Source organism: Vibrio sp. 10N.222.55.C7 (assembly GCF_041473335.1).
Lineage (GTDB): Bacteria > Pseudomonadota > Gammaproteobacteria > Enterobacterales > Vibrionaceae > Vibrio > Vibrio crassostreae_C.
In genome coordinates, this window is record NZ_JBFRSC010000017.1 from 1 (window position 1) to 24,555 (window position 24,555).

Here is a 24,555-nt window from a genome sequence, read left to right on the forward strand (position 1 = left end):
GGAAAGCCGCGATGAACCTATAAAAAGCGTTTATTCGCTATTTATTTGAGCGTTATTTAGTAAAGCGCATCACACCTTCTTGTACTGCTGTCGCTACGAGCTCACCTTTCTGATTAAAAATTTCGCCGCGCACTAGGCCACGAGTGTTCGCCGCCGTCGGGCTTTCAATCGCATAAAGCAGCCACTCATCCATTTTGAACGGGCGGTGGAACCAGATTGAGTGGTCAATCGTCGCCACTTGGAAGTTGGGCGTCATGATTGACACTTCATGTGGGTGAAGTGCTGTCACCAAGAATCCCCAATCGGACGCGTAAGCCAGCAGGTATTGGTGAATCAATTGGTTGTCTGGCATTGCGCCATTTGCTCTTACCCAAAGGTACTGCTTCGCTTCCGCCTTCTTAGGATTGAGTGGATTCACGACCGTCACAGGGCGCATCTCAATTGGCTTTTCACCACAGAAGGTTTTACGCAGTTTCTCTGGTAAGAATTCCGCAATGTGGCTCGCTAATTCAGTTTCTGAGGCAAAGTTCTCTGGTCCCGGAATATCAGGCATTGAAATCTGGTGCTCAAACCCTGGCGCATCGCCATGATAAGAAGCAGTGAGATAGAAAATAGGGCGGCCATTTTGAATCGCTTTTACACGGCGTGTGCTAAAGCTGCGTCCATCTCGTAGGTTCTCAACATCGTAAATGATTGGCTTTTCAGGATCGCCGGGAAACAGAAAATAACTGTGGAACGAGTGAACACTACGGTCGTCTTGAACGGTATAACGAGCAGCAGAAAGCGCTTGTCCCAATACCTGACCGCCGTATACCTGTGGTAGGCCTAGGTTCTCACTTTGCCCACGGAATAAACCTTCTTCCAGTTTTTCTAGCTGAAGTAAACTTAGTAATTCTTGTAAAGGTTGACTCATCGCCAGCATTCCTCTTCGTAAAATGGGTGTCAGATTATGGTGCTAATCATTTAGCTTAGTCAGATATCTGTCAATAAATCATAGGGTTTCAAGACAGAATATGAAAGCTCTCTTATAATTGGTGAGTAGATTTGCCGAGTCCGGCAAACATGTTGAGAGAAATTGAATATGAAAAAGGCTCTAATTCTTATTACGTCTTTAGTATCGTTTGGCCTACTTGTTGGTTGCCAAGCAACATCAGAAACGAGCGCTTCTCAGGAAGTGGTTGCAGAGAACACTCAAGTGATTTCAGGAACAGTAAGCTACCGTGAAAGAATTGCATTGCCAGAGAATGCAGTGGTTACCGTTACGCTAGAAGATATCTCACTGGCTGATGCACCATCGACGGTTATCGCAACTCAAGAGTTCACCACAGACGGTAAGCAAGTACCGTTCGCATTCGAGCTGAGCTACGACAACGACAAAATTAAAGCTAACCACCGTTACAACATGCGCGCATCGATTCATGTTGACGGCAAACTGCGTTTCACTACTGACACGATTAAGTCAGTAATTACTGATGTAGAAAATACACAGCAAGCAGACCTACGTTTGGTTGGTGTTCGTTAATCAGAAGTCGATGCCACTGTTAAGGCATCTTGATTGGCTTAACTTAGCCAGTTGAATCAGCGATTAGTGGCAGCTCTAGGGCTGCCATTTGTATATTCTGAGTTTGATCTTTCCTGCATCACTCACCTCAATCCCTTCTTTAACCAAATGCTGCTTTTGTCGGTCGAACGAATCACCCTTTAAAGAGATTTCACCCTTGCTGTTTATCACTCGATACCAAGGCAGTTTGCTACCTTCTGGCAGGTTACCCAGCGCTTTACCAACATGGCGCGCATAGCCCGGAAATCCTGAAAAACGTGCTATGTCTCCATAAGTTGTTACTTTTCCATATGGAATTTGGTGAATCACAGCAAAGATTTGGCTCAAAAATTGGTCCATACTAAATGTTCCTAGTTCATAAATACCAATCACAGTAAGTAAGTGTTCAAAAATAGCGCAGGGAAAAAGCTTGAGAGCAAGGCAGATTTTGTTGATAAGTAGTCATTCTCCAATCAAAAAATCTAACGAGGTTATCGAGTTTTTTAACAAGCTAGGGTGACCAGTTAATTACTACGATTGGTATGGTACCACGGATCGGTAGAAGGAGAGGGCTATGGTATTTACAACGTTTCAGTTCTTGATCACCACATTATTAGCGGTTGTTTGCGCGAGAGCAATCAGTTTAAGTGAGGGAGATATCCCGGTGCTTGCAATGGTAATTCCTGCTTTATGGATTTTACCGCAGGGGGGCATAGCAGGATTAGCTTTGCTTGTTTCCATGACCACTTATGGTCTAACCCTTCCTTTGCAGCCTATCACGCTGTCTGTCAGTGCGTGGGTACTATTCCCGTTATTGATGGTGGTCTTCTCAAGACGCAGTAGTTTGTCGGTCGTGATTATTTCCGGCTTGATTGTGACTACTTTGCAGGTCGGGATCATGGTGACACAATCAGCAGGCAAGCTTGAAGGTGTCCCGTGGGTTACCACACTTCAAACCTTATCAATCATCGTGATTTGGTGGGCGGCAAATCATCTTAAGCCTGCCAGCCGACACAGCTGGTGGTCATTAGGCTTAATACTTCCATTATGGATAGCCGATTTACCTTATGCCGCTTTGGTTGCCTTGTGTGTAACGGGCATCATGGCATCGATGGAAACGCTGACGCGCTTGAAAACCTTCCGCTGGAATAAACTACTGTGTTGGACACTGCCAACGGTCGGTTTTGCGGCTCTGGTGATTACTCCAAGCATCGAAGTACCGAGCCCAGTCTTTGTGGTGTGGTTGTGTCTATTAGGTACCGCGTGGATGACAGACTACATCATTCGCACAGAAGATAACGAAGACATCGATATCTAGTACTCCAGCAATCCAAACCTTCCAAATGCAGGTAAATGGTGAATTTACCTGCGATTTTCTAATGGTTTGAATAAAGGATAAGCACTTAGACCGCAATTGTTCAAAAATAGGGTGGAAGGGCTTGCAATGGTTGCTGTGATGCTTAATAATCCAATCACTCTTTGAGGCAAGCCTCTTAGAAAACGAATCTATGGGGGCCTGGTCCTCCCGCAACAATAGCTCGTGAACTCGGTCAGGCCTGGAAGGGAGCAGCCGCAGCGAGTGACTTGTGTGCCGGGATGTGGCTGGGTTCCCACCCCTTTAAAAAGCCGCTCTTTATGAGCGGCTTTTTGCTATCTGATGCTTTCTAAAGTGAACACAGTTCGCAATTAGTTTAGTCCACACTGCATACCAAACTATTCGTAAATGCTGTATGAAAAATACTTACTTGCGATTTTTTGATGCTGACCATTGTCGATCAAGCGCTGGATACCGTCATCAATAAGATCTTTGAGTTCATTATCTTGTTTTCGTACCGCGACACCAATACCACGCCCGAACCATTTTTCTTCTGTAAATTTAGGACCCGTAAAGTGGTAGTCCTTACCTTGCTCCGTTTCAAGAAAGCCCGTATTGAGTCCCATAGAACCACCAAACACGCTATCTAGGCGCCCGTTGAGTAAATCGGTAAAGGCTTCGTCGAATGATCCATAACGCTTGATATCTACATTTGGGTAGATCTCGGAAAGGTATTTGTCACCAATGGTAGCGCGCTGAACTCCAATTGTTAGTTCATTTAAGCTGCCGTCATCCATATTGATTTCACGCCCTTTTTCCATGACAAAACGAGTGGGAACTTTAGCGTAAGGCATCGTGAAGTTAACTTTCTTTTCACGTTCTTCGGTAATTGTCATAGCCGCTATAATTGCATCGTTTTTACGGCTTAAAAGCGAAGGGATAATCCCGTCCCAGTCAGTTTTTGAGATGATACATTTTACTTCTAATTCGACACACAAGGCGTTGGCTAAATCGACTTCAAACCCCTCTAATTCACCATCTTGCGTTGTCCAGCTGAATGGTGGGTATGCTCCTTCCACCGTAAATCGGATTTGCTTCCAATCTTTTGCGTAAGTAAATACTGAGAAAACACTGACGAATACAACAAATATCCACTTCATTTTTATTTCCTTATAGTTTTAATGGATAAGTTGGTTAATCAAATGTTAAAGAATATCAATGTTAATGCATATCATTGTGAGCAAAGGCATTAGATAACTTCTGGAACTCTTGCTTCCCAAACTAACTACACGACTTTTTCTTATCTAAATTTCTATTTATATCTTTCATAAATAGTAGCTTGCTGTACTTCTCGCAAGATCTTTGAGATACTCACCTTTGATTTATGTTGCATCTGAAACAAAAATCAATACAATGAGCGTATTATTTTGTTGCAGGTGAAACATTATGGCTAATAAAGCGTATCAATGGATGCTCTATCTAACACTTGGCACCAGTGCCTTGTTTGCTCTTTTCTTGGTGGCAAGTGACAACCTTGCGCCGTTCACAACTCAAGCTCAATTGCACATTCCAACCAGCCGTATTGCTGCAGAAGTGTCGGCGCCAGTGGTGGAGTTGGCTGTTAAGAATGGTCAGGATGTAAAAAAAGGGGAACTGCTAGTTCGCTTAGATCCAACTCGTTTTGAATTGGCGTTAACTCAGGCTGAAGCGGCTTTGGTTGAAGCAGAGCAAAGCTATGAAGCAAGCAAGCAGCACTTGCATGGCGCGGAAGCGACGTTACGTCAGCGCCAACACGAAGCTCTGAATGCCGAGAGAAAATTGAAGCGTAACCAGCAATTGATTTCGAGAAAACTTGTTAGCCAAGAAACGCTAGACGATAGCCGATCGGACACGATTGTAAGACAGCAAGCCGTCGAAGCTGCGCAAGCCGATATTGAGCAGATAAAAGCTGAGCTTGAGAAAAGCAGCGACAACGGTGCTTTGGCTGTTGCTCGAACTCGCGTTGAACTGGCGCAATTGGATTTGGGCAAAACGACAATCGTCGCGCCTGTTGATGGCGTAATCAGCAATCTCAACCTTAACTCAGGAACCTATGTTGGCGCTGGCAGCCCCGTTTTGTTTTTGGTTGATCGCCAGCATGCTTGGATTAACGCAGACTTCAACGAAAAGGGCAGTGCAAATCTGACTGCGGGAACAACCGTTCGTTTGGTGTTTGATGCAATGCCTGGTGAGGTGTTTGAGGGAAATATTCAAGGTCGTGAACTGGCTATCTATGATGCGAGCAGCGACAACAGCGGCCTCGCGAAAGTCGTGAATGATGATCGCTGGATTCGAGACCAACAAAAAGTGCGTACACAAGTAACGTTGCCGTCACTTGATCACTCATTGTTCTCAGGCTCTAAAGTGAGCGTGATGGTGGTGCCTGAAGCGACGTTTTGGGATGTGATCGGAAGTGCATGGATGGAAGTGCTAGCTCGCATTCGTTACCTAGTTTAACTGTGCTCTTCAATCATCGACTAACTGACTACCCACTGACGAAATAACGATTTACGACCTAAGAGGCAGATTATGAATAACGAAGTTCGAGGCCCGATTAACTGGTCTGAAGTAGCTTGGATCAGCGCTATCGTGTCTTTGGGTATGTTGGCTCAACTTTGGCTACAGCTAGGTGTTGCGGCGTACCTCGCTCTTTATCCGGTAATGGCGGCGACCAAGATTAACGACTACTCAGTGAGAGGTATGCTCAAAGCGTTTCTCCCTATCTTGGGTGTCGCTTGTGTGGCTCTGCTTGTCGATCAGTTATTTGCCTCACACCCGGCAGTGGTTTGGGGGATCAGTTTATGGGTATTTGATTTAGCAAGAAGGTGGGCCGACACGCCTGCCAAACTTGGGAAAATCTACATCCCATTGCTCAATTGGTTTTTGGTGATTGTGTTTGCACAACATGGCCCAATGCCGATGACGGACTGGGTTCGCGATATAGCAGTGAGCATGGTGACGACCATGGTTGTGGTGAGATTTGTGATGCTGTTCTTAAAGCCGCCCAAAGCGATGTCGCCGCTGCCAATGCAAAGTGTTCCTGTGACGTACCAGCAGCGAGTGATATATGTGGTCATGCTTGGAGTTGGTTTAGCATTTTTGATGATGGTCGATTTGATTGCCGCGACGTTCTGTATGATGCCTGTGATTATTGCGGCTGCGCAAAGTGAACGCATGAACTATCAAATGGTGGTGAAAAACTGTTTACAAGCCCACGTTGGTGGTTGTGCATTGGCGTTGGTCTTCGTAACCTTGTTAGCGGGGCAACACTCCTATAATTGGGTGTATATCATTGGACTAACAAGCTTGGTGACCATGATAGCAATTTGGATCAGCGGCAGTCGTGGTGGCGTGCGAGGTATGCATACTGAAGCGATGTTAGGAACTATGCTACCATTGCAACTCTATGTTTCAGCAACCGATCTTGGTTTGCAAGATACCTACTTTCGTGCAGAGTTAATGTCCATCGTGTTGGTATTATTAGTGGTCTGCCAAGGAATTATATATGGAAAATCAACCAGCATTATCCATCACCGGAATTGATGCACTCGACAGCAATCCTATGTTCTTAATGGGCTTTGCTTACAAACAGTTTCGAGCTCAAGTCACCGCTGAGATGGGCACCACTTCGGGCATTTCTCTAGAGATGTTTGGTGCGCTTCGAGTGTTAGATAAGCATGGCAAAATCACTCAGCAAGAGTTAACCAATTACTTGCTTCGAAATCGCTCTGTGACCAAGCGTTTGGTTGATAACGCGATTAAGCTGAACCTTATTGAGGCCAGCAAGAGTGAAACGAACAAAAAGGTAAAACTTCTTTCTTTAACGGAAGAGGGCAAGAAGCTTGCCGAATATTGTGAGCCTATGGTCGATAGTATCAGCGAGCAGTTTCAGAGTGCGTTGAGTGAAGACGAATCCAAGCAGTTACAGACCTTGTTGGCTAAGCTTGTAAAAACAGACCAATTCGTCGACTGATTATGCGATCGAAGGTGTGGGTCTAATAACAATCGAATAAAGAGTAAGTGACATGACATACAAAATATTAGCGATGCTAATGATTAAGCTGTTGTTTACGTTTCGTGGCAGTAAACCTACGTCTAAAATCCCCGCCTCTGACTTTGATGCCGAACGCTTCGCTGGTACATGGTATTCCGCTTGTTTTATCCCGCATCCATTGCAATCAAAGCTCGGTTCTTTGTCGTTTAGCTTTTTATTTGAATCTGACGGTAATCTTAAGCTGACAACTCGAGGCTACAACGCGAAAAAGAATGAGTGGAAGACCAAAGAACAAGCCGCAACATTTAAGGGCTCTCAAACCGAAGCGTGGTTTTCAGTCGAAGCGAATAGCCCTTATGAGAAGCAGAGAAAGGTAATTTTCTTGAATGAAGATTACACTCAGGCTTTGTTGGTGGGTCCTACCAAAAATACCTTACAGATCTTGTATCGCACTGCAGAGTTCACCAAACAAGACTTAGACTCGCTGATTGAACGGGCGCAGAGCATGGGTTTTAAAACCAGTAAGCTAGTTCGTGTGTCACAACATATCAATGATGTGCCTGAACAATAAAGTAAGTTCGGCTAGTCCTGACTAGGTAGCTCGGCTAATAAGCAAACAACATTGCTAACCCGTTCTAATTCGCTGGCAACACCACTGCCGACGCTTCTTCCTCTGAATCTTCTTTGCCTTCTACTTGGTCAGCAACCCAATCGATTGTCTTGGTTAAATAAAGCTTATTAGTTTCGGTGTCACACCAACTTTTTGATAACCCTCTTCGATTGAATTCACTGCCAATTGCTGCCAGTGTCTGATTACTCGGCCTTCCGTAATACAAGGTGTCGCACAGTTGAAGGTTCGACATCGATTGTGGGTATGTATTAACCGACGATGAGTTCATGCTTAGTGCTTTGGACTGATTATGCGTGCAACCCGTAAGGCTCAAGAAAAAGATCAATGCTAAGGCTTTCTTCATCATATCTCTGAACAGTTACTAATAATTGGCGGGGATTATGAGCATGATTAAGTCGTTGATTTGTCAATTCTTCGCTAACTGCTTAAAGACCACGATCTTGCTCGCAATTAGAGCACGTTATTGAGCCGTTTAATTCCTAGGTCAAAAAATGTATTAACCGCCAAATGCGCAATTTTGTACAAAAGCTGAAAGAGACTATAGAGTAGACTGATAAGTCGCTCGATAATCAACAGGCTTGGGAATTGTTATGGAGAACAAGAAACGCTCTAAAGAAAAGGCCGAATATAAGATAACCGAAGAGCTCGGCGGCCTTGAAATTCTTAATGCTGAATACGAAAAGCAAAACTTCTCGCGCCACAGCCACGAGGGCTACACGCTGGGAGTCATCGAGCAGGGCGCTCAGCGTTTCTATCGAACGGGCGGGCATCATATTGCGCCACAAAATGCGATTATTCTGGTCAATGCCGACGAAGTTCATAGCGGTCACTCTGCCACTGAAGGCGGTTGGGCGTATCGAGCCATGTATCCACTCCCAGAGCAACTTGCCAAGATCACTCAAGAGCTAAACCTACCCAATTACGGCGCGCCTTACTTCCCAAGAGCGGTTGTTGAAGATCCTGAACTCGCCAATCAATTGAGGCTGGTCTTTAACACGATCGATGAATCCGACAATCGCCTGTTAAGAGAGACCTTGATGTATGGGATGTTGGTTAAGCTGATTAGCCGACATGGAAAATCGCCGCTTAACCCTCAACTCGATGGTAAAACTCAGCGTCAGCTCGTTCTGGTTAAAGAGTTCTTAGATGATTTTCCACAAGCCGATGTTTCCCTAGACGAACTATCTAAGTTAGCGGCATTGAGCCCGTTTCACTTAGTGCGTTCTTTTCAAAAAGAGTTTGGTCTTCCGCCACATGCGTATCAAATCCAATCTAGGTTAAGGCTTTCGCGTAAGTTATTGAAACAAGGACATACCATTTCAGATACCGCGCAAGAGTGTGGCTTTCACGACCAAAGCCATTTTCATCGACACTTCAAAAAGGCCAATGGCTACACGCCGGGGCAATACATCAAAATGCTCTAAATCGGACACCTTAATTCGTTCGCGAAATCGAGCAAGTTTGTACAATCGAACCGACTCCACTCTTCTTACATTGAATAGCTAATGTGAAAAGAGAAAAGAATGATATGGATAGTGAAAGAATGGATAGACGAACACAGTTATGGAAGGGCGTTTTAGCGGGAATGCCCTTGAGCATTGCGGTGATCCCTTGGGGAATTCTAGCCGGTTCATATGCGATAGATGCTGGGTTGAATCAACTGCAAGCTCAAGCGATGTCGGCTATTTTATTTGCTGGCTCAGCGCAACTTGTCGCAGCGGGTATGTTCAAAGCGGGTATTGGTTTAGGGACCATGTTGTTGACCACACTGTTCATCACCTCAAGGCACTTTCTGTATAGCGTATCGATGCGAGACAAAATCAGTCATCTTCCTGCGCGTTGGCGCCTATTACTCGGATTTTGGCTCACCGACGAGCTGTTTGCGATTTGTAGTGGGCAGTCTCAGCAAGAGTTTAATCGTTGGTATGCCGCGGGTGTAGGTGGAGGTTTTTACCTTGTTTGGAATATTGCGAGCTTTGTCGGCATTGTCGCGGGAAGCCAAATTCCTTCGCTTAATGAGATTGGGCTCGACTTCGCGGTCGCAGCAACCTTTATCGCTTTGGTGTTCCCATTAATCCGAACTCTACCCGTCGTTGTGTGTGTTGTGGTTTCATTGGTCACTTCGGTTGCCATGTCGGTTAACAATATTGAGGGCGGGCTAATGATTGCAGTGATCGCCGGTATGTTAGCGGGCTTTTTCAGCGAGTCGTTCCAAGAGCGAAACAACGGTAACAAGACAATCGTGGAGGGGAAATAGAGATGATTTGGTTAACGATATTACTCATGACTGCGATTGTTTTCTTTAGCCGGTATTTGTTTCTTGAGCCTGCAATCCCGCTTCGACTCAATCAAACCGCAAGGCGCCTATTGCGCTATTCAAGCCCAGCGGTGCTGACTGCGATTTGGGGGCCAATTGTATTTGCTCCTGAACAAACATTTTGGCCAAGCCTTGAAAACCCATACTTGATAGGCGCGGTGGTGACTGGCTTATTGATTTGGAAAACAGGCAATGTGCTACTAACGATCGGCGTTAGCATGGCGGTGTTTTTGTTCTATAACCTTGTCGCGGTTGATTACCTTTTTAACTGATTGACCTTGCAACGTATAGCTTGGTGGCATCTAATGTACTGATTCGCTGTTTGTGTGTTTAGGTTTTGGTAAGGAGTTAGTTTGGCTAAGAAATATTATGTGGTTTGGAAAGGTCGTACACCGGGTATTTTTACCACTTGGAATGAGTGTAAGTCTCAAGTCGATGGCTTTGCTGGTGCGAGATATAAATCGTTCCCAACACTAGGCGAGGCTGAGTCTGCTTTCGGTGGTAAAACGTCGTCTGCGTCAGGTTCTACAGCGACAAAGCCAAACTCTGCGGGTAAGGCGACGAAAGCTAAGGTGCCGCCTCTTTCGGAGCAGCAAATCACTGATATGCCTTTTGATATCAAGATCTTTACCGATGGTGCTTGTGAGCCAAACCCCGGTGAAGCGGGGACGGGTTTAGCGGTATACCGAAACAACCAATTAACAGAATTGTGGTATGGCTTGTATCAACCTGTTGGTACCAACAATACCGCCGAATTACATGGGCTTAAGCAAGCGTTTATTCTCGCAAAAGAGAAGCTAAACGCGGGCCTCTCTGTTGCGATCTATTGTGATTCTAAGTACTCAATTGATTGTATTACTAAGTGGGCAACGGGTTGGGAGAAAAAGGGCTGGACTAAGTCGGGCGGCGAGATCAAAAACCTCGATATTATTGAGCCTGCATATGCGCTCTACCAAGAACTGGCTTCAAAAATTACCATCTACCATGTGAACGGACACGTTGGTATTGAAGGTAACGAACTGGCCGATAGAATGTCGATTGTGGCTATTTCATCGAAAGAGCAACAACTCGCTCAATATCGTGACATCGAAGATATTGAGTCTATTTTGGCACTGCGAGCAGGCTAGTTAGGCTTCTTAATGAAAAGCTAATGAAAGTTACTGAAAGCATAAGTCGCGATCATTGGGCAGTGTTTGACGAGCGTTACATTTCAAATTGATGTAGCGCTCTTTTGTTTTGTGGTGCTCCGCTTTCTTATGGTGCTTAGTCGTTCTTGTGAGACGTAGCAGCCCTTGCGATGCTTACTGCCTGAGTTAATCCTTATTGAGCTGGGTTCTCTATCCAACGAGATAATTGCTGAGCTTGTTTGATCGAATTAAAACTGTCTTTCACTCTCTCACGTGCCTTTAAACCCATCGATGCTTTATCGTTGCTGCTTAGCTGCGCGAAACGCTCAATCGCTTCTCTTAATTCTTCCACGTTTTTTTCGCTAACCACAAAACCTGTCTCTGGTGAGACGATCTCTTTGCATCCCATGATGTTGGTGGTAATGACTGGCGTTCCCACAGCCATCGCTTCTTTTAAAACCAGAGGCCCTGTATCCACACATCCGGTTTCGGAAAAACAGAAGGGCGCGATTAGGCTGTCATAATTCGATAGTTTCTCTTTCACCCATTCATGAGGCTTAGCGCCAAGAAAGGTCACGTTTCGAGTGAGCCCATTTTCTTTGACCTGCAATTTTAACTGTTGCTCTAAATCGCCAGTACCGACGATATCGAGATGAATGTCGAGAGGTTCGGCAATCGGCGCCAATGCATCAATAAGATGGTGGATACCTTTTTGCTCCACTAATCGGCCAAGGAAAACAAAGCGAAGTTGCTTCGTTTCGATTTTTGGGTTGAGTTGGAACTGTTTGGTATTAACTCCGCAATGCAAGAGTTTAATGTTTCCTTTCGCCATGGTGTTGAAGTCAGCAAGCATGTCTTTACACACTGCAACCACAAAATCACTCGATGAAATTTTATGTTCAATGTCATAAGCGAACTCATAAACATCATGACCATGAGCAACGAACGAGCAGGTGATATTCAGCAGTTTTGCCGCGACGATGGCGTGTGCTGTAGTGTGCTGACAAAAATGCGCATGAACGTGTTCGACGTCGCTTTCCGCAAGTTGTAGCGCTAATTTAAAACCATAAGCGAACAGTGACTTTTTGGGCATACTGGTTTGCTTAGAAATAAATGAGACAGCCTTGATGAACCCTATCCAGTTAATGCTGGCGACTTTACCCATCCGAACATTTTTACCTATTTCGACAATGTCGTAGTCGAACTGTTTTTCGCTGTTTTCAATTTTGAACGTCATTACACAAACATCGTGCCCACACGCTTTCACAGAGTCGACTTCTGTTTGAATGAAGGTCTCACTGAGTACTGGGTAGGTTGGCGCCACAAATGCTACTTTCTTCATTCCTTACTCCTCAAATCCATATGACTAAAGCTATCAAGCCAAGGTAATAACCAATAAAGCAAGATACGAACCAAGATCGAATCGTAGCTTTGGAGGGCTTTCTGATTGCTTTTCGATGGTTACCCCTTAAGAGGTAGCTCGTTTTCTCAAATTGATAATCAAATTGGAGTTGCAGTTTTTTTGAACATCTGTGTTTGGTCGTCATTTTGAGAATGGACGCGTAGGTGGCTGATCTAGATGTGATTTCATAGCAAGACACTCTCGGCATAGAACATGCAACGTCAGCCATATAACGTATAAATCTGAGGGCGTCATTATGGCTAAAGTAAGTGTTGTTATTCCTACCTACAATTGTTTGGATTACCTGCCGAAAGCGATTGGCAGTGTACTAAAGCAGACTCATCAAGATGTTGAGCTGATTGTCATTGACGATAACAGTAACGATGGAACGTCGACGTATCTTGCTTCTATAGACGATGAACGCATTATTACGTTGTCCACATTGGGTGTTGGTGCGCCTCAAGCGAGAAACCTAGGGATTGAAAAGGCGACCGGTGAATACATCGCTTTTTTAGACGCAGACGATTTCTGGTTTCCTGAAAAAATTGAGCGCCAACTCGAATTTCATCAACGTTACCCTGATCTCGCGATGAGCTTTACTAACTACGAGCATCTTACTGAAGATTACCAAGTAATAGTCGACTGCTTTAGTTACTGGTCGCAGTTTCAAGATCAAGATGAGCTGTTCATCAATATCGAGAACCCGTTGGAGTTCATCATAGAAAATAACGTGATTGGAACATCAACGGTCATGGTGAAAGCGGATGTGTTTTCTCAAACAGACAGTTTCAATGCTGACATCAAGTATGGGGAAGATTGGGAACTGTGGCTTCGAATGAGTGAAAACCATCAGATCGGTGTGTTGAACTCGGTGCAGGTTGGCTACTTGATGAGAGCGAGCTCTGTTACCCAAACTGAAAGTCTTAAATTGAGAAATTTGCAGTCTATAGAGACTATTCTTCAACATTACCAAAATGACAGTCAACGATGGAATCTACCCACTTCTAGCTTCAAAATCGCAAAGGCGAGAATACTGGAAGGTTATGCTGACTATTATCGAGGTTTACAACAGAATAGACAGGCTATTGCCTACAGTTTCCGTTCTTTGGTCATGTCACCTCAAAAACGCACATTGCGACACCTAATTGGAGACTGTAAAAGTTTCCTAAAGCCAGCTTGGTAAGGAAAAGGTGACGACTATGGGTTCTTTAAAGCAGTCGGCTTACTACGCCATCGGTATATTAATGATGAAAGGGATTTCATTGGTGATGATCCCGTACATTACGCACAATATGACGTTGGCAGAGTATGGTTCCTTAGAAGCCATTGTCTTGCTGGCAGACATTGGGACGATATTGTTCAGCTTCGGTATTGTCGATGCCATGTATCGTTATGTGGGTGTCGCCGAAGGTGATGAAAAGCAAAAGCTCGTCTCGAACTGCTTCACATTGAGCGTGCTGGTGTGCGTGCTTGGGGGCGCCTTGATTGCCCTCAGTATGCCGTTGTTAATCTTAATGTTGCCAGTTGAATTCCAGCCTTACCAGATACTGCTTCTGCTTATTCCTACCATGCTCGATGGGGCGATTTCTATCCCGCTAACGCTGATGCGTATGAACGCGATGGCGAAACGTTTTTGCATGCTCAATGTGTTGAAAGCCGGTGTTCAAGCCATCATGACTTTTGTTTTGCTTGAGGCTGGATACGGTATAGATGGCGTGTTGATTTCAGCTGCGGTATCCAGTGTGTTGCTAATGGTTTGTTTAGTGCGTTATCAATGGCAAGAGATGGGATCTTTTGGTTGCTTCAAATACTCGGCGAAGATCTTAAAATTCGGACTGCCCGTTCTGGTTGGCGGTGCATCAATGTATATGATCATGGGGCTCGACCGCTGGGTAATGGCAAGCTTCGTCGGTGTCGAAGAACTCGCGATTTATGCGGTTAGCGGAAAGTTCGCGTTGATTCTTGGTCTGTTGTTGCAGCCTTACGCGCTTTGGTGGTTTCCAAACCGTGTGGCGATGCTTCAACAGCCGGGTGGCAGTAAGATGTGTGCCGATAGGGCGTTAGTCGGAGTGAACCTCGCCATTGTTTTAGGTTCGTTGATGATTCTAACGGTACCCGGATTTATTTCTCTCATTTTACCGAGCAGTTATCATTACGCGGGGGCCATTGTTGTTGCGCTGCTTGCGATTAGCGTTATCAAAAATGCAGGTGATTATCTTAACCTTGGTTGTTTCAGTGGCGATTCGAGTCAATCTCAAATGTGGATTCAAGGTGGATGTGCGGTCTTGGCGGCCATTGGTTATTTCACAGTGACGCCTATTTATGGCGTGTGGGGTGTTGTCGCGGTTCTTTGTGCAACTTATGTTGTGCGGCTCATGCTTCTGTATGTTGTAAGCCAAGCGATGGAACAATTACCTTATGAACACAGCAAGTGGGTAACCGCAGTTAGCATCGCATTAGTAGCGATAGCGAGTGATCAACTTCTGGGATTGGTGTTGGTTGATGTCCATGACTTTATTCTTGGATCGGCTGTTGGTGTAATCGCGCTGGTGGCCTTTGTTAAATACTCAGTGATCGTTGTCCCGCAAGCTCTGCTCGACAAGTTGATGCTGGGTAAGCAGTCTCACGCAAATTAAAATAAAACACTGTTCATAATGTGTGAGATTCGATAGTATTTATAAATTCAATGAATGCCATCAATGGAAAGATACATGAACAAGTGGATTGTGCTCTCAGCTCTATTCTCAACCTTATCGTACGCTTCGTCTGAATTGTCTAACCACGACGTACTCACTCAGCACTTTGACGTTCCTGAAGCTATCTCCTTAGAAAATCAAAACAGGGTATGTAATAGCCTTGTTTGTAGTTCGGTGTCTGCGCCAAAATCTGTTCCTGCTGTTGGCGACTTCCCAGAGCGAGAATCAAACCCAACGATAGATACAATTGCGAGCGCTATCTATTTCGTCGGTGAGATTGGTGTCGCCGAAAATCTAGCGACACCCGAGTACGAACAGTTTTTTGAGAACTGATTGAAAATTTACTGTATAGATTTGGTGCTTATTTTTTATGCAGTTACAAAAGATATGAAATGCTGTTATAAACGATAAGACCTTGTTTAAGGATTTTATAATCACGGCATTTGGCAATTAGGAAGCACCAATGGAAATCTGGAAGTTACTGCTGTTTATCCCCGCTTGTTTTGCGCTCAACATGACTCCGGGCCCAATCAATTTGTTATCAATGAACAACGCCCGTTGTTACGGATTTCAGGCCGCCTTTGTCGCAGGCCTAGGAAGAATCCTCGCTTTTTCTGGCATGATTGCTTTGGCTGCATCTGGCTTAGCGGTTGTGCTTTATACTTCTGAAACGCTGTTTTTCCTGATCAAACTATTTGGCGCGATGTATCTGTTGTGGATCGCGTTCAACCTATGGCGCTCACACGCCAGTCCGGTCGTGGATATCGAACGAAATAAGAATTGGTTTGGTCTGTTTAAACAAGAATTTGCACTCGCTGCTGGCAATCCAAAAGCGATACTCATTTTCACTGCATTCCTTCCTCAATTTGTCGATGTTTCAGCGAACGTAAATACTCAATTCTTTGTTTTAGGTAGCACCTTTCTAGTGTTAGAAATGCTCGCGATATCGATCTACGCGGCATTTGGCTTATACCTCAGAAACTGGTTCTCTAAGCCACAAATGGCAAAACGTTTCAACAAAGCGTGCTCGGTTTTTCTTGCGTTATCTGGCGCAAATTTGTTGGTTATTCGACAGTAAAACATAAGTAACCTAATCTACTCCTCAGGCGTTAGTTAAGTGGCATCTTCGTTAAGGTAGTTCGTAAGCCTTTAGGCTGTTGATATATTGTTAATAGCACCTTTGAGTTTGCATGTTTAAACTTGAGGTTCGGTTTAAATGAGGTCTATCTATGAATGTTGTTTGTGCGGAAAAACAAGAACTGGCTGATATCTACCAGCTTGAACATGCTTTGTTTGGCGCTCACGCCTATCCGCTGTTTTTCTTTCGTCAGGCCTTTGATTGCTGGGGAAAAGGTTTATTGGTTGCTAAGCAAGACTCAAAGATTGCTGGCTATGCCTTAACGACAACCACAGACCAGCAGAATGAGTTTTGGGTCCTATCATTGGCTGTAGACCAGAATTATCGTGGCATGGGAGTTGGCCGGAAACTGATGCAACAGGTGGTTGAGCAGTTGCCTCGAGATGCTAGGCTTTTGCTCACTGTAGACCCAAATAACACATCGGCTCGTGCGCTTTATGCATCGATGGGGTTCGTTACCATCAAGCAAGAAGACAACTACTTTGGTGATGATGAGCCGAGGTTAGTGATGAAGCTCATCATCTAGATTGTTGCTAACGGTTTTTAACAAAGGCGCTTAACTAAATCAAAGGCTCACACTTCAAAGACAATCTCGTAGCTCTAGGTTAGCATCACGATACCGTGCATTAACACGACACTAGAGGTCAGCCGAGTCCTCATATCAAAGTAGCCATCAGGACCTTGGCTCTGGTTCTCTTCTCTCATCGTCCTTTCAGCTCGCCAAACCGCAATATAACCAAAGATGAGAATCAGAGTTGTCACTAGCTCTTTTTGTTCGCCAAGCAATACTGCCAGCCAAGCGATGAGCACAATCGCGTTGCTTATTAGCAGTGCTTTGTTACTTGATTGGCTTTCAAAGTTTTCGATGCCATTTGCCCACAAGATCCCTGAAAGAAAACTCAAAATTGCCACGCTGTAGGTGATGAACAGCGTTTCACCGCTTATCCCCATAAATTGGCTGTCGGTGAGCGAAAGGAGAAGACCGAATAAAAACGGAATTAACCCCATGTACCCCAGTTTGGCCATGGTGTTACGGGTTTGAGTTGTTGCCATGTAATCCGCCTTCATAACTGCTGCTCAATCGCGTTTTTGAGCGTGGCACTCACTGGAGATGTGGAGCTAGGGAAGGTGGCGACGACTTTACCTTCTTTACTGATCAAGAATTTGTAAAAGTTCCATTTAGGCGTTACGCCCGCTTGCTGTTGTATCTCTGTAAACACGGGGTTGGCGTTGCTACCAGACAGTGAAGCTCGCGCCATCATTGGGAAGGTCACGCCATAGTCTAGGTAACAAACCTTTGCCGTCTTCTCTTCGCTTCCCTTGTCTTGGCGAAAATCATTACTTGGGAAACCGATAACCGTGAAGCCTTGGTCTTTGTAGGTTTGATGAAGTTGCTCGAGTTGCTCAAACTGCGGAGTGAAGCCACATTGGCTCGCTGTATTTACCACCAATAGAGTTTTGCCTTGAAACTCATCGCACAAGGCGATTTCTTCGGTTGAGTTTAACAAGCGCTGTTTGCCATTAAGTATTTCGGGACAGCTCGCTGCAAAGGCGATGGAACTCGTGAGGCTTGTAATCAGTGCGGTTGAGCAAAGTAGTGAACATTTCATAGGGTTGGCTCATTTTAGTTGGCGTAATGGTTATTACTCTTGAGCACGATGAAATGATCACTTTGCGTATTATTTACTGTCTCATTAACTCGCGCTTTTAGTTGTGATTTTGCTCTCTGAGATAAGATATGGAGCGACCAAGCGACTGATATTCACTTTTGCACCAAGGCGAGCCGCTAATAGATACATGCCACCAATTTTTCGGTGCAGGAACAGCGCATCGGCGGGCGGCGTATGCCAATACTCTTGTTCCATGCTCAAAATGGTGCCTGCTTCACGAAGCCTTTGTGCCAATCCACTGGCTTTGAAGTCGTACTCTTCGTCAACTAACATCGGCTCACAGGCCATCTTCACTAGATTTAGAATCGCTTGGCGTTGTTCGGGAAGAATTGTCTCGCTAAAGAATCCTATTTGCTCTAAAGCTCGGTTGAGCACTTGCTCATCGTTGTTAATGACAGAGGAAAAGGCCAAGCGATAACCCTCGCTGAAGCGGTCACTGTACTCACGGGTTGCTCCGAAATCTAATAAGCCAATTTGTCGGGTGTTTTCAACATAAAGGTAGTTGGCGAAATTGGGATCGGTTTGCACCATCTTAAAATCGAACAACTCTCTGAACAGAAGCTCCAGTAAGCTGTGCATTACAAAGTCACGTGTGCTTTGGTCGTAACTTTCGATTTGCTCTATCGAGACGCCTTCGATGAAGTCCATGGCGAGCACCGATTCTGAAGAGACTTGCGGATGAATCTTAGGTACGACGAAGTGAGAGTATTCTTTCAATGCATCATGGTAACGAGTTGCGTAATCAGCTTCGCGAGCATAGTCTGCTTCATCGTGGAGCTGTTTCTTTGCCTCTTCTAACAAGCCTTTGTAGTCGACCGACTTTGGTATCAAGCCAACAATATTGAGCAGCGTGCCCACGTTATCTACATCACTGTCGATACTTTTTCTAATGCCGGGGTATTGGACTTTGACTGCGAGTTTGTCCCCAGCATCACTATAGGCTTGGTGAACTTGTCCGATAGATGCACTGGCGATCGGTTTAAAATTGAAGGACAGGAATTCGGTTTTCCAATGGTTCCCGAGCGAGCTTTCTAACACTTGATTGAGCTGTTTTGTTGGCAGTGGATCGGCATCGGAGCGCAGGCGAGAGAGAATGTCGGCTAACTCTGGTTCTAAGACATCACCCGCATCCATTGATAGCATCTGTCCTAACTTCATAGCCGCACCGCGCAGGTGTGCGAGTTGATCGGTCAGGCGAGCAATGTTTTGTGGCGTTAACAGTAAGTCTTTTGCTTTGGGCCTGTTGCCTTGTGCAATTTGTTTGGTGCCTTCCGTTAGCACGTTACCCGCGACTCTTGTCGCCAACGAAGCGAACTTACTGAATCTAGAAATTCGATGTGTGGGAAGGTTTCTCTCTTTTGCCGACATAAAGGTTCTCTCTGGGAATCAGGGTTGATACCAATCGTAGTAAATAACTGTTCACCCTAGCTTGTTAAAAATCTCGATAAAGTCGTTAGATTTTTTGATTGTAGAATAACTACTTATCTAAAAAATCCGCCTTGTTCTCAAGCTTTTTCCCTGCGCTATTTCTTGACACTTACCTACTGTGATTGGTATGACTACAAAGTTCTATCAATCGTTACACAACCGTATGTTTTGTTGTGCTAACTTGTCGCGTGGAACAGTAAACAGAATTAAAAGGACAAAGCATGAAATTTATTTGGTTGAAAGTGGCCGTTACGGTATTGGTGTTCGCAGCCCTATTTGGCATCGTTTACTACAAAGTCGCCAGCGGCATGTCTTAACTCAACACTATTTTGTGCAGCTGTTACCGTTGCAACGTGATTTTCCGGTTAGCCAAAACGAAATCTTATATCTATTTTTGGCAAACCGTAGATAACACCAATCTGCCATTGGCTTAAAAATCGCCCAACGTAACGGGGCATACAGCCAACCCTTTCCTACTAGCTTCCACGCTTGGTAAGTCACGTCTAAACCGAGCAGCAGCTTTCCGTTTTCGTCCAGTGCATGCAAGATTGTATTGGCTGCCTCGGCATCTATTTGCGGGTAGTTTGAAAACGCTTCACTGTAGATATCGACGGTCTGGATCTGATCTTTGGAATCAGACTTAGTCAGTGCTGCCATCTCTTTTGCACAAAGTGGACAGGTTCCATCGTAAAATATCGTTAATGCAGTCATTGTTTTCCTTACTATTTTCGTCAATTCTCATTGATACGACATCACCATTTAGGTGGATCATTCTGCCCAGTTATCCGACACTGTTATTGTGACAACCAATTTACAGTATCATCTCGAGGTAACATCCGTTCCATGCATTTAAAAAATAAGAGCCTATCTCCAATGACAACAAAGTTAATGAACCGTTTGATTATAGCTGTGACAGCCCTGATGCTCAGTGGTTGTGTTAGCTACAGTATTACCGAGCAAGAAATGACGAAGTACCTTGAAGACTCAGTGATGCTAGAACAAGAGGTTGGTGTACAAAGTGTGATGTACGCACAAGTGGCTGTGGATGATCTAGAAGTGCAAATTGGTCGAGCCGATGCACAACGCGTGTCCGTGTTGGCGAATACCAATGCAAAAGTTCAAGTGTTCAATATGCCTAATATGGGGTTGGATTTAGACTTAGAGTTCAGCGCGATTCCCGAATACGACAAGGAGAGTGGCGAGGTGTATCTAAAGTCGCTGCGACTAGAGCGCTTTGAAGAAAAAGGCAAACAGCTTTCGCCTGAAATAGAGACACTACTCAAACCAGCTGTATCGATGATAGGTTTTGCTTTGTCCCAGTCTCCGGTTTACAAACTCGACAGCAACAAGGTTCAAGAGTCGTTGATTAAGTCATCGGAACCCAATCTAGTGATTAAAGACAATAAATTGGTTATCGAATTGTTTGATTAGAGGCTTGTTGTATTAAAGGTTGACTAGTTTTTGCCTGAGTACGGAGTAACTTGTTATTGTGTACTCGGGCTGAGGTTAATTCACTCTTCTGATTGTTGTTCGATAAAAGCCATTAACCAGCAACTTATTTGGTGCTAGGGCATTCAGTCGAGATGTCTCCAAACTTTTGTTTATGAACATTGATTGTCAGATCACTCGGTTTACTCCAATCGATGATTAACTTAAAAACATGTCGTAATCAGAATTTGGCCATTCTGGGATTGGGTAAACGTTATCAAAGCGATGCTTAATCAAAGTAACAAGCACTTCAATGCTGATGTGTTCCCACGCCAGTAAAAGATCTGCATTACGGTATTTATCTAAGAATAACTTCAAAGTCATTCCAACCATATTGTGTGTTGATGGGCATGCCATATTGGATCGCAGTTGGAGCAATGGTTACCAAGGCCGTCATCTGGCTTTTCGGCATGTCGAACAAGAATAATTCGTTGTACTTGATCGTTACTTGTTTTTTCTGCTTCCGCAGTCGCAGTATTACAAGCCATACCTAAGAGTATCGCCAAGAATATTTTTACTTTCATTTTTTACTCGAAATTTATTTAGCACTCCTGCAAGGTTAATAACGATATTTTCCTTAATATCATTTGTACGTGTGTTTAATTTAGAACTCGAATTTTGCTTTTAGGGCAAATACCACATCGGTTTTATTCTGGATTAAATTGATGTTGTCGAAGCCATTGGTCAGATCAACCGCGGTGTGATTCAGAACTTGCACACTTGGAGAAATTTGCAGCCATGGTGTGATTTGAGCTCGGTAATACGCTTCAGTTGTATATTGGTCGTCTAAGTCCAACCCTTGCGTTGTGCTCTCCATTGGGCTTGCCCAGTTAACTGCCAGTCCAAACATGTCTTGGTTTCTCTGTGCAGGAATGTAACCAAAGCCGGCGCTTACTGAGGCGTCATACATGGCTCCGCCATCTTGAGCCCATCCAGCCCTAATGAAAGGCAACCAACGTTCAGCCACTAAACCTGATAGAGACAGGTTGATACCGTAACCTTCATCATCGTTTCCAACTGCGTCACGCTGCCATAGGCTGATATGAGCATTGCTGATGAACAGCATATCTTTACTTGGTGTCCAACCGAGTTCTAAGCTTTTCCAAGTGGCCCCTGTGTCAAAGAGCTCTTTGGCTCCTTCAACTAAGTCAGAAGCGTTGCCTTTAGCATCAAGAATACTGGCCGAGCCATAAATGCTATCTGAGAAAAAACCGCCGGCCATAACACCCAGTGCACCATCAGGCAATCCACCAATCGTTCCACTTCCGGAAGTAAACACACCACTGTTGAAGTCATTCCATGGGCTAGCTAACGCATAAAAATCGGTGTAATCCGTCATGTCTAAGAAACCGGCGTAAACTACCATCTGTTCTTGCAGTAGAGATTGACGCCAAAATAAATGAGTGGTTCTAAAGCCTTGATCACCATATAAGGAGTGAGCAAAACCTAAGTAACCGAGATCGGCCAAACCGTATTCTTTCGGGGAGTTTTCTGTGTATTTATGTCGATGTTCAAACTTGAATACAATTCCGCCTTTGTCTCCATCTTCTGTCTCTATAAGATCCCATTGACCAAAGACTCTTAATGCTCCTGCCGCAGCAGATGCATCCCCAAGAGGATCAATCGCTCCCATACTCAGCATGTTGTAATCCATGCCCAACTGTAAGCCATGCTCTTTTTGAAGGTTTTGCTTGGTTTCATTCCATGAATCGTAATGTGAACGCGAAGTCGAGGACTCTACTGACATTACTTCAGCGGTTGTTGCCCCTGATGCCAATATCAGAGCAATCGTTGACATATTCAAAAGATGTTTCATTTTAACCTCTTAGTAATTACGACTCAGCTTGGTTAATCAAATACGCTGAGTGCAAAAATAATGATGTATCTACTTTAGGATTGGATGACTGAACTTGATTGTTACTTCGCCATAAGTGTTCTCAACTCTAAGCTCTCCCCAGCGAGATTTATCTTGTGATAAAGGTGTTGCTAGACGGAGTGTTGTTTTCAAGGTGCTGCTTTCAAGATCGCCGTCGATATATGTGTATTCCGGATTGAAGGTGAAAAAAGTGCCATCGTCGCCAGTTTTTAACGTTCAGGAATACCGCAGCAGTACCACCAATCGCGGTTTGGTTGTTGATGCCAAATCCACCGCTTTGGATAAAGTCTTATTTGTATTCGTATCGGTATTTCACATAGGTTGTTTAGATAAGCCGGAATGATATAAACGTTTAATGGAAACTCAGAATTGCTATTGTCTGACGTGATCAGACAAACTATTTGAACCTTGTTGGTTTTTTTTGAGGTGGAAGTCGTAACCTATGCATGTTCTGTCTATACTCATCACGTCAAAGTGATTGATTTGAAAGTAATAAAGCATTATTTGAATATTGGAGTCATCTATGAATTTCAGCCTCGAGCAACTCTCCACCTTTGTGACGGTTTACGAGCAAAAATCTTTTAGCAAGGCTGCCGCTAAGCTAGATAAACACCGTAGTACCATCGGGCAAGTTGTTGTCAATTTAGAGGATATTCTTGATGTCGCACTCTTTGAGCGCAAAGGTCGCAGTGTTGAAGCAACACAAGAAGGTAAATTACTTTACCGCTATGCCAAGCAAGCCGTTGAGCAGCTAAAAGCCTTTGATAAAATAGCGCTCAACATCTCCCAAGGCGAACCAGAAACCATCAATATCGGTTATCTAAGCTTTATGCCACAGCTCATTTTGGCTGATATCAGAATGCAATTACAAAAAGACTTTCCAGGTTGTCGAGTCAATATGCTGGTCATGAATAAAAAGGAGATTGAGCAGGGGATTGAAGATGGGACACTGCACTTCGGTTTTTTGAATACTCATGAGAGTAGGGCGATGAATAGCTTTCACGCGGTTTACCTAGAAACCCTTACGCTGCTCCCATTCGCAAGTAAAGGCAGTGAACTGAGTAAAACGCCACCAAACGAACTGTTCTCTAAGTTAAAAATATCTAAGCAGTTAATCTTGAAATCATTAATCGATGAAGGGATGGCAGATAAAGTCACCCTTTCTGCTAACTATGAGCTTGTTGACCAACTTGCGCTTGTGATCCAATTGGTTCGGCTAGACTTAGGTTGGGCGTTACTTCCTCGCTCTGTTATTTACTCTGAATTTGTGCAGCAGAATTTAGTTGAGCTCAAGCCTACTGAGATTAAAAAAGGTTTAGAGGTTCCCATTTCTTTATGGAGCCCACATTCTTTACATATTGAAGGGATAAGGGAATCTATCGTTACTGCTGCTAATGAATACATCCAACACGTTTATGATGAATACTTCTAACTTGGGTTTATTAGATGAAAAAACAGCCAGTAAAAATCACTGGCTGTTATGAGGGCATATTAGTGCGCGTTAGGTAGATCGTCTCCAATCGCTTGTCGTAACTTCATCAGTTTCGTTCTTTGCCAGATATTCGTCCTTGATATCTGAATCTCGAACTCTTGATGTTCATCACAAAAGATCGCTGATGGCAATTGGTCATAACTTCCGATCAAATCATCAACTTGCACCTGAGACAAATTGGCGACATCTACGCCGACTTCGCTTACATATGAGGCCAGTTTACTCTCCTGAACTAACGTTGGCGCTTTCGGTTCTTTGACAGATATTTGTTGTCCTGTTTGTTTAAAACTAGACACATCAAATCCCATATCATCGATGCTAGTTGCACTTGTCGTTCCTGAAAACGAACCCGTGAGTAGCAATGCACATATAGCCTTTTTGATCATGATTACCTCACTTTTT

At 44.3% G+C, this 24,555-nt stretch carries 29 protein-coding genes and 1 other RNA gene; 18 read left to right on the plus strand and 12 right to left on the minus strand.

Annotation, left to right across the window (positions count from 1 at the left end; genetic code table 11):
- Positions 1–52 precede the first annotated feature (52 nt).
- Positions 53–913, minus strand: a complete 861-nt coding sequence (tesB, locus tag AB4482_RS05725) for an acyl-CoA thioesterase II (RefSeq protein ID WP_026012255.1) — start codon at positions 911–913, stop codon at positions 53–55.
- 168 nt (positions 914–1,081) lie between these two features.
- Between tesB and AB4482_RS05730 the strand changes: the two genes are divergently transcribed.
- Positions 1,082–1,522 carry a YbaY family lipoprotein gene (locus AB4482_RS05730; protein WP_102319976.1) on the plus strand — a complete coding sequence of 147 codons (441 nt, stop codon included), beginning with the start codon at positions 1,082–1,084 and terminating at the stop codon, positions 1,520–1,522.
- 75 nt (positions 1,523–1,597) lie between these two features.
- Here AB4482_RS05730 and AB4482_RS05735 read toward each other — a convergent pair whose 3' ends face one another.
- Positions 1,598–1,900, minus strand: a complete 303-nt coding sequence (locus tag AB4482_RS05735; RefSeq protein WP_048609271.1) for an MGMT family protein — start codon at positions 1,898–1,900, stop codon at positions 1,598–1,600.
- Between the two features lie 214 nt (positions 1,901–2,114).
- On the opposite strand from AB4482_RS05735, the gene AB4482_RS05740 reads away from it, so the two are divergent.
- Both AB4482_RS05740 and ffs read left to right on the plus strand, forming a co-directional pair.
- Positions 2,115–2,858 carry a hypothetical protein gene (locus tag AB4482_RS05740; protein WP_017064066.1) on the plus strand — a complete coding sequence of 248 codons (744 nt, stop codon included), beginning with the start codon at positions 2,115–2,117 and terminating at the stop codon, positions 2,856–2,858.
- A 196-nt stretch (positions 2,859–3,054) separates the two neighbouring features.
- Positions 3,055–3,151, plus strand: an RNA gene (gene ffs / locus AB4482_RS05745) — signal recognition particle sRNA small type.
- Between the two features lie 102 nt (positions 3,152–3,253).
- Here ffs and AB4482_RS05750 read toward each other — a convergent pair.
- Positions 3,254–4,015 (minus strand): transporter substrate-binding domain-containing protein, encoded by a 762-nt coding sequence (locus AB4482_RS05750; protein WP_017070266.1) that lies wholly within the window; start codon positions 4,013–4,015, stop codon positions 3,254–3,256.
- A gap of 286 nt (positions 4,016–4,301) precedes the next feature.
- Here AB4482_RS05750 and AB4482_RS05755 point away from each other — a divergent pair, with 286 nt between their 5' ends.
- From AB4482_RS05755 to AB4482_RS05770, 4 genes are all read left to right on the plus strand, one after another.
- Positions 4,302–5,351: an HlyD family secretion protein gene (locus AB4482_RS05755; protein ID WP_372129674.1), complete on the plus strand. Its 1,050-nt coding sequence runs from the start codon at positions 4,302–4,304 to the stop codon at positions 5,349–5,351.
- A 72-nt stretch (positions 5,352–5,423) separates the two neighbouring features.
- Positions 5,424–6,437, plus strand: a complete 1,014-nt coding sequence (locus AB4482_RS05760; protein WP_017070267.1) for a DUF2955 domain-containing protein — start codon at positions 5,424–5,426, stop codon at positions 6,435–6,437.
- Entirely contained in the window at positions 6,400–6,867 is a 468-nt protein-coding gene (locus AB4482_RS05765) for a MarR family winged helix-turn-helix transcriptional regulator (protein WP_017062227.1), read from the plus strand. The genes AB4482_RS05760 and AB4482_RS05765 overlap by 38 nt, the downstream gene beginning before the upstream one ends.
- A gap of 52 nt (positions 6,868–6,919) precedes the next feature.
- Positions 6,920–7,459, plus strand: a complete 540-nt coding sequence (locus AB4482_RS05770) for a lipocalin family protein (RefSeq protein ID WP_017062226.1) — start codon at positions 6,920–6,922, stop codon at positions 7,457–7,459.
- A gap of 64 nt (positions 7,460–7,523) precedes the next feature.
- On the opposite strand, the gene AB4482_RS05775 is transcribed toward AB4482_RS05770, so the two are convergent.
- Positions 7,524–7,862, minus strand: coding sequence for a hypothetical protein (locus AB4482_RS05775; RefSeq protein ID WP_372180658.1), 339 nt, complete (start codon positions 7,860–7,862; stop codon positions 7,524–7,526).
- Between the two features lie 247 nt (positions 7,863–8,109).
- Here AB4482_RS05775 and AB4482_RS05780 point away from each other — a divergent pair, with 247 nt between their 5' ends.
- The 4 genes from AB4482_RS05780 (at position 8,110) to AB4482_RS05795 (ending at position 10,963) form a co-directional block, all read left to right on the plus strand.
- A complete protein-coding gene (locus tag AB4482_RS05780; RefSeq protein ID WP_050646374.1) occupies positions 8,110–8,943 on the plus strand; it encodes an AraC family transcriptional regulator in 834 nt (277 codons plus the stop codon).
- Between the two features lie 104 nt (positions 8,944–9,047).
- Positions 9,048–9,776: an AzlC family ABC transporter permease gene (locus AB4482_RS05785; RefSeq protein ID WP_372180660.1), complete on the plus strand. Its 729-nt coding sequence runs from the start codon at positions 9,048–9,050 to the stop codon at positions 9,774–9,776.
- A 2-nt stretch (positions 9,777–9,778) separates the two neighbouring features.
- Positions 9,779–10,108 carry an AzlD domain-containing protein gene (locus AB4482_RS05790; protein WP_061018870.1) on the plus strand — a complete coding sequence of 110 codons (330 nt, stop codon included), beginning with the start codon at positions 9,779–9,781 and terminating at the stop codon, positions 10,106–10,108.
- Positions 10,109–10,189: 81 nt separating this feature from the next.
- Positions 10,190–10,963, plus strand: coding sequence for a viroplasmin family protein (locus AB4482_RS05795; RefSeq protein WP_372180662.1), 774 nt, complete (start codon positions 10,190–10,192; stop codon positions 10,961–10,963).
- Between the two features lie 193 nt (positions 10,964–11,156).
- Here the strand turns inward: AB4482_RS05795 and AB4482_RS05800 are convergent, their stop codons facing one another.
- A complete protein-coding gene (locus AB4482_RS05800; protein WP_372128110.1) occupies positions 11,157–12,305 on the minus strand; it encodes a glycosyltransferase family 4 protein in 1,149 nt (382 codons plus the stop codon).
- Positions 12,306–12,621: 316 nt separating this feature from the next.
- On the opposite strand from AB4482_RS05800, the gene AB4482_RS05805 reads away from it, so the two are divergent.
- The 5 genes from AB4482_RS05805 to AB4482_RS05825 all read left to right on the plus strand — a co-directional run bounded on the left by AB4482_RS05805 (position 12,622) and on the right by AB4482_RS05825 (position 16,725).
- Positions 12,622–13,548, plus strand: a complete 927-nt coding sequence (locus AB4482_RS05805) for a glycosyltransferase (RefSeq protein ID WP_017062218.1) — start codon at positions 12,622–12,624, stop codon at positions 13,546–13,548.
- A gap of 16 nt (positions 13,549–13,564) precedes the next feature.
- Positions 13,565–15,001, plus strand: a complete 1,437-nt coding sequence (locus AB4482_RS05810; RefSeq protein WP_017067059.1) for a lipopolysaccharide biosynthesis protein — start codon at positions 13,565–13,567, stop codon at positions 14,999–15,001.
- A gap of 75 nt (positions 15,002–15,076) precedes the next feature.
- The gene (locus AB4482_RS05815; protein WP_017070274.1) at positions 15,077–15,394 is read left to right on the plus strand and encodes a hypothetical protein; all 318 of its coding nucleotides are present in this window, start codon (positions 15,077–15,079) and stop codon (positions 15,392–15,394) included.
- 130 nt (positions 15,395–15,524) lie between these two features.
- On the plus strand, positions 15,525–16,139 hold the full coding sequence (locus tag AB4482_RS05820) for a LysE family translocator (protein WP_372180664.1): 615 nt from the start codon (positions 15,525–15,527) through the stop codon (positions 16,137–16,139).
- Between the two features lie 151 nt (positions 16,140–16,290).
- Positions 16,291–16,725: an N-acetyltransferase gene (locus AB4482_RS05825; protein WP_017070475.1), complete on the plus strand. Its 435-nt coding sequence runs from the start codon at positions 16,291–16,293 to the stop codon at positions 16,723–16,725.
- A 74-nt stretch (positions 16,726–16,799) separates the two neighbouring features.
- Here the strand turns inward: AB4482_RS05825 and AB4482_RS05830 are convergent, their stop codons facing one another.
- The 4 genes from AB4482_RS05830 to AB4482_RS05845 all read right to left on the minus strand — a co-directional run bounded on the left by AB4482_RS05830 (position 16,800) and on the right by AB4482_RS05845 (position 20,008).
- A complete protein-coding gene (locus AB4482_RS05830; RefSeq protein WP_017062213.1) occupies positions 16,800–17,267 on the minus strand; it encodes a DUF3429 domain-containing protein in 468 nt (155 codons plus the stop codon).
- A complete protein-coding gene (locus AB4482_RS05835) occupies positions 17,264–17,809 on the minus strand; it encodes a glutathione peroxidase (RefSeq protein ID WP_017062212.1) in 546 nt (181 codons plus the stop codon). Before AB4482_RS05835 ends, AB4482_RS05830 begins: the two co-directional genes overlap by 4 nt.
- Positions 17,810–17,893: 84 nt before the next feature.
- Positions 17,894–19,237, minus strand: a complete 1,344-nt coding sequence (locus tag AB4482_RS05840) for an AarF/ABC1/UbiB kinase family protein (protein WP_017070278.1) — start codon at positions 19,235–19,237, stop codon at positions 17,894–17,896.
- A 384-nt stretch (positions 19,238–19,621) separates the two neighbouring features.
- A complete protein-coding gene (locus tag AB4482_RS05845; RefSeq protein ID WP_017062190.1) occupies positions 19,622–20,008 on the minus strand; it encodes a thiol-disulfide oxidoreductase DCC family protein in 387 nt (128 codons plus the stop codon).
- A gap of 162 nt (positions 20,009–20,170) precedes the next feature.
- Between AB4482_RS05845 and AB4482_RS05850 the strand changes: the two genes are divergently transcribed.
- Positions 20,171–20,728, plus strand: coding sequence for a DUF1439 domain-containing protein (locus AB4482_RS05850; protein ID WP_017065247.1), 558 nt, complete (start codon positions 20,171–20,173; stop codon positions 20,726–20,728).
- A 216-nt stretch (positions 20,729–20,944) separates the two neighbouring features.
- Here the strand turns inward: AB4482_RS05850 and AB4482_RS05855 are convergent, their stop codons facing one another.
- Both AB4482_RS05855 and AB4482_RS05860 read right to left on the minus strand, forming a co-directional pair.
- Positions 20,945–21,103, minus strand: coding sequence for a hypothetical protein (locus AB4482_RS05855; protein WP_198926809.1), 159 nt, complete (start codon positions 21,101–21,103; stop codon positions 20,945–20,947).
- Between the two features lie 286 nt (positions 21,104–21,389).
- Positions 21,390–22,601, minus strand: a complete 1,212-nt coding sequence (locus tag AB4482_RS05860; protein ID WP_017039122.1) for a carbohydrate porin — start codon at positions 22,599–22,601, stop codon at positions 21,390–21,392.
- A gap of 583 nt (positions 22,602–23,184) precedes the next feature.
- Here AB4482_RS05860 and AB4482_RS05865 point away from each other — a divergent pair.
- Positions 23,185–24,093, plus strand: a complete 909-nt coding sequence (locus AB4482_RS05865; RefSeq protein WP_017039121.1) for a LysR family transcriptional regulator — start codon at positions 23,185–23,187, stop codon at positions 24,091–24,093.
- A gap of 59 nt (positions 24,094–24,152) precedes the next feature.
- On the opposite strand, the gene AB4482_RS05870 is transcribed toward AB4482_RS05865, so the two are convergent.
- The gene (locus tag AB4482_RS05870; RefSeq protein ID WP_017071821.1) at positions 24,153–24,539 is read right to left on the minus strand and encodes a hypothetical protein; all 387 of its coding nucleotides are present in this window, start codon (positions 24,537–24,539) and stop codon (positions 24,153–24,155) included.
- Between the last annotated feature and the right edge of the window lie 16 nt (positions 24,540–24,555).

Bases quoted from the DNA above. Each gene is read 5' to 3' on its own strand.
- tesB (WP_026012255.1), bottom strand. From the start codon at position 913: ATGAGTCAACCTTTACAAGAATTACTAAGTTTACTTCAGCTAGAAAAA.
- AB4482_RS05730 (WP_102319976.1), top strand. From the start codon at position 1,082: ATGAAAAAGGCTCTAATTCTTATTACGTCTTTAGTATCGTTTGGCCTA.
- AB4482_RS05735 (WP_048609271.1), bottom strand. From the start codon at position 1,900: ATGGACCAATTTTTGAGCCAAATCTTTGCTGTGATTCACCAAATTCCA.
- AB4482_RS05740 (WP_017064066.1), top strand. From the start codon at position 2,115: ATGGTATTTACAACGTTTCAGTTCTTGATCACCACATTATTAGCGGTT.
- AB4482_RS05750 (WP_017070266.1), bottom strand. From the start codon at position 4,015: ATGAAGTGGATATTTGTTGTATTCGTCAGTGTTTTCTCAGTATTTACT.
- AB4482_RS05755 (WP_372129674.1), top strand. From the start codon at position 4,302: ATGGCTAATAAAGCGTATCAATGGATGCTCTATCTAACACTTGGCACC.
- AB4482_RS05760 (WP_017070267.1), top strand. From the start codon at position 5,424: ATGAATAACGAAGTTCGAGGCCCGATTAACTGGTCTGAAGTAGCTTGG.
- AB4482_RS05765 (WP_017062227.1), top strand. From the start codon at position 6,400: ATGGAAAATCAACCAGCATTATCCATCACCGGAATTGATGCACTCGAC.
- AB4482_RS05770 (WP_017062226.1), top strand. From the start codon at position 6,920: ATGACATACAAAATATTAGCGATGCTAATGATTAAGCTGTTGTTTACG.
- AB4482_RS05775 (WP_372180658.1), bottom strand. From the start codon at position 7,862: ATGAAGAAAGCCTTAGCATTGATCTTTTTCTTGAGCCTTACGGGTTGC.
- AB4482_RS05780 (WP_050646374.1), top strand. From the start codon at position 8,110: ATGGAGAACAAGAAACGCTCTAAAGAAAAGGCCGAATATAAGATAACC.
- AB4482_RS05785 (WP_372180660.1), top strand. From the start codon at position 9,048: ATGGATAGTGAAAGAATGGATAGACGAACACAGTTATGGAAGGGCGTT.
- AB4482_RS05790 (WP_061018870.1), top strand. From the start codon at position 9,779: ATGATTTGGTTAACGATATTACTCATGACTGCGATTGTTTTCTTTAGC.
- AB4482_RS05800 (WP_372128110.1), bottom strand. From the start codon at position 12,305: ATGAAGAAAGTAGCATTTGTGGCGCCAACCTACCCAGTACTCAGTGAG.
- AB4482_RS05805 (WP_017062218.1), top strand. From the start codon at position 12,622: ATGGCTAAAGTAAGTGTTGTTATTCCTACCTACAATTGTTTGGATTAC.
- AB4482_RS05810 (WP_017067059.1), top strand. From the start codon at position 13,565: ATGGGTTCTTTAAAGCAGTCGGCTTACTACGCCATCGGTATATTAATG.
- AB4482_RS05815 (WP_017070274.1), top strand. From the start codon at position 15,077: ATGAACAAGTGGATTGTGCTCTCAGCTCTATTCTCAACCTTATCGTAC.
- AB4482_RS05820 (WP_372180664.1), top strand. From the start codon at position 15,525: ATGGAAATCTGGAAGTTACTGCTGTTTATCCCCGCTTGTTTTGCGCTC.
- AB4482_RS05825 (WP_017070475.1), top strand. From the start codon at position 16,291: ATGAATGTTGTTTGTGCGGAAAAACAAGAACTGGCTGATATCTACCAG.
- AB4482_RS05830 (WP_017062213.1), bottom strand. From the start codon at position 17,267: ATGAAGGCGGATTACATGGCAACAACTCAAACCCGTAACACCATGGCC.
- AB4482_RS05835 (WP_017062212.1), bottom strand. From the start codon at position 17,809: ATGAAATGTTCACTACTTTGCTCAACCGCACTGATTACAAGCCTCACG.
- AB4482_RS05840 (WP_017070278.1), bottom strand. From the start codon at position 19,237: ATGTCGGCAAAAGAGAGAAACCTTCCCACACATCGAATTTCTAGATTC.
- AB4482_RS05845 (WP_017062190.1), bottom strand. From the start codon at position 20,008: ATGACTGCATTAACGATATTTTACGATGGAACCTGTCCACTTTGTGCA.
- AB4482_RS05850 (WP_017065247.1), top strand. From the start codon at position 20,171: ATGACAACAAAGTTAATGAACCGTTTGATTATAGCTGTGACAGCCCTG.
- AB4482_RS05860 (WP_017039122.1), bottom strand. From the start codon at position 22,601: ATGAAACATCTTTTGAATATGTCAACGATTGCTCTGATATTGGCATCA.
- AB4482_RS05865 (WP_017039121.1), top strand. From the start codon at position 23,185: ATGAATTTCAGCCTCGAGCAACTCTCCACCTTTGTGACGGTTTACGAG.
- AB4482_RS05870 (WP_017071821.1), bottom strand. From the start codon at position 24,539: ATGATCAAAAAGGCTATATGTGCATTGCTACTCACGGGTTCGTTTTCA.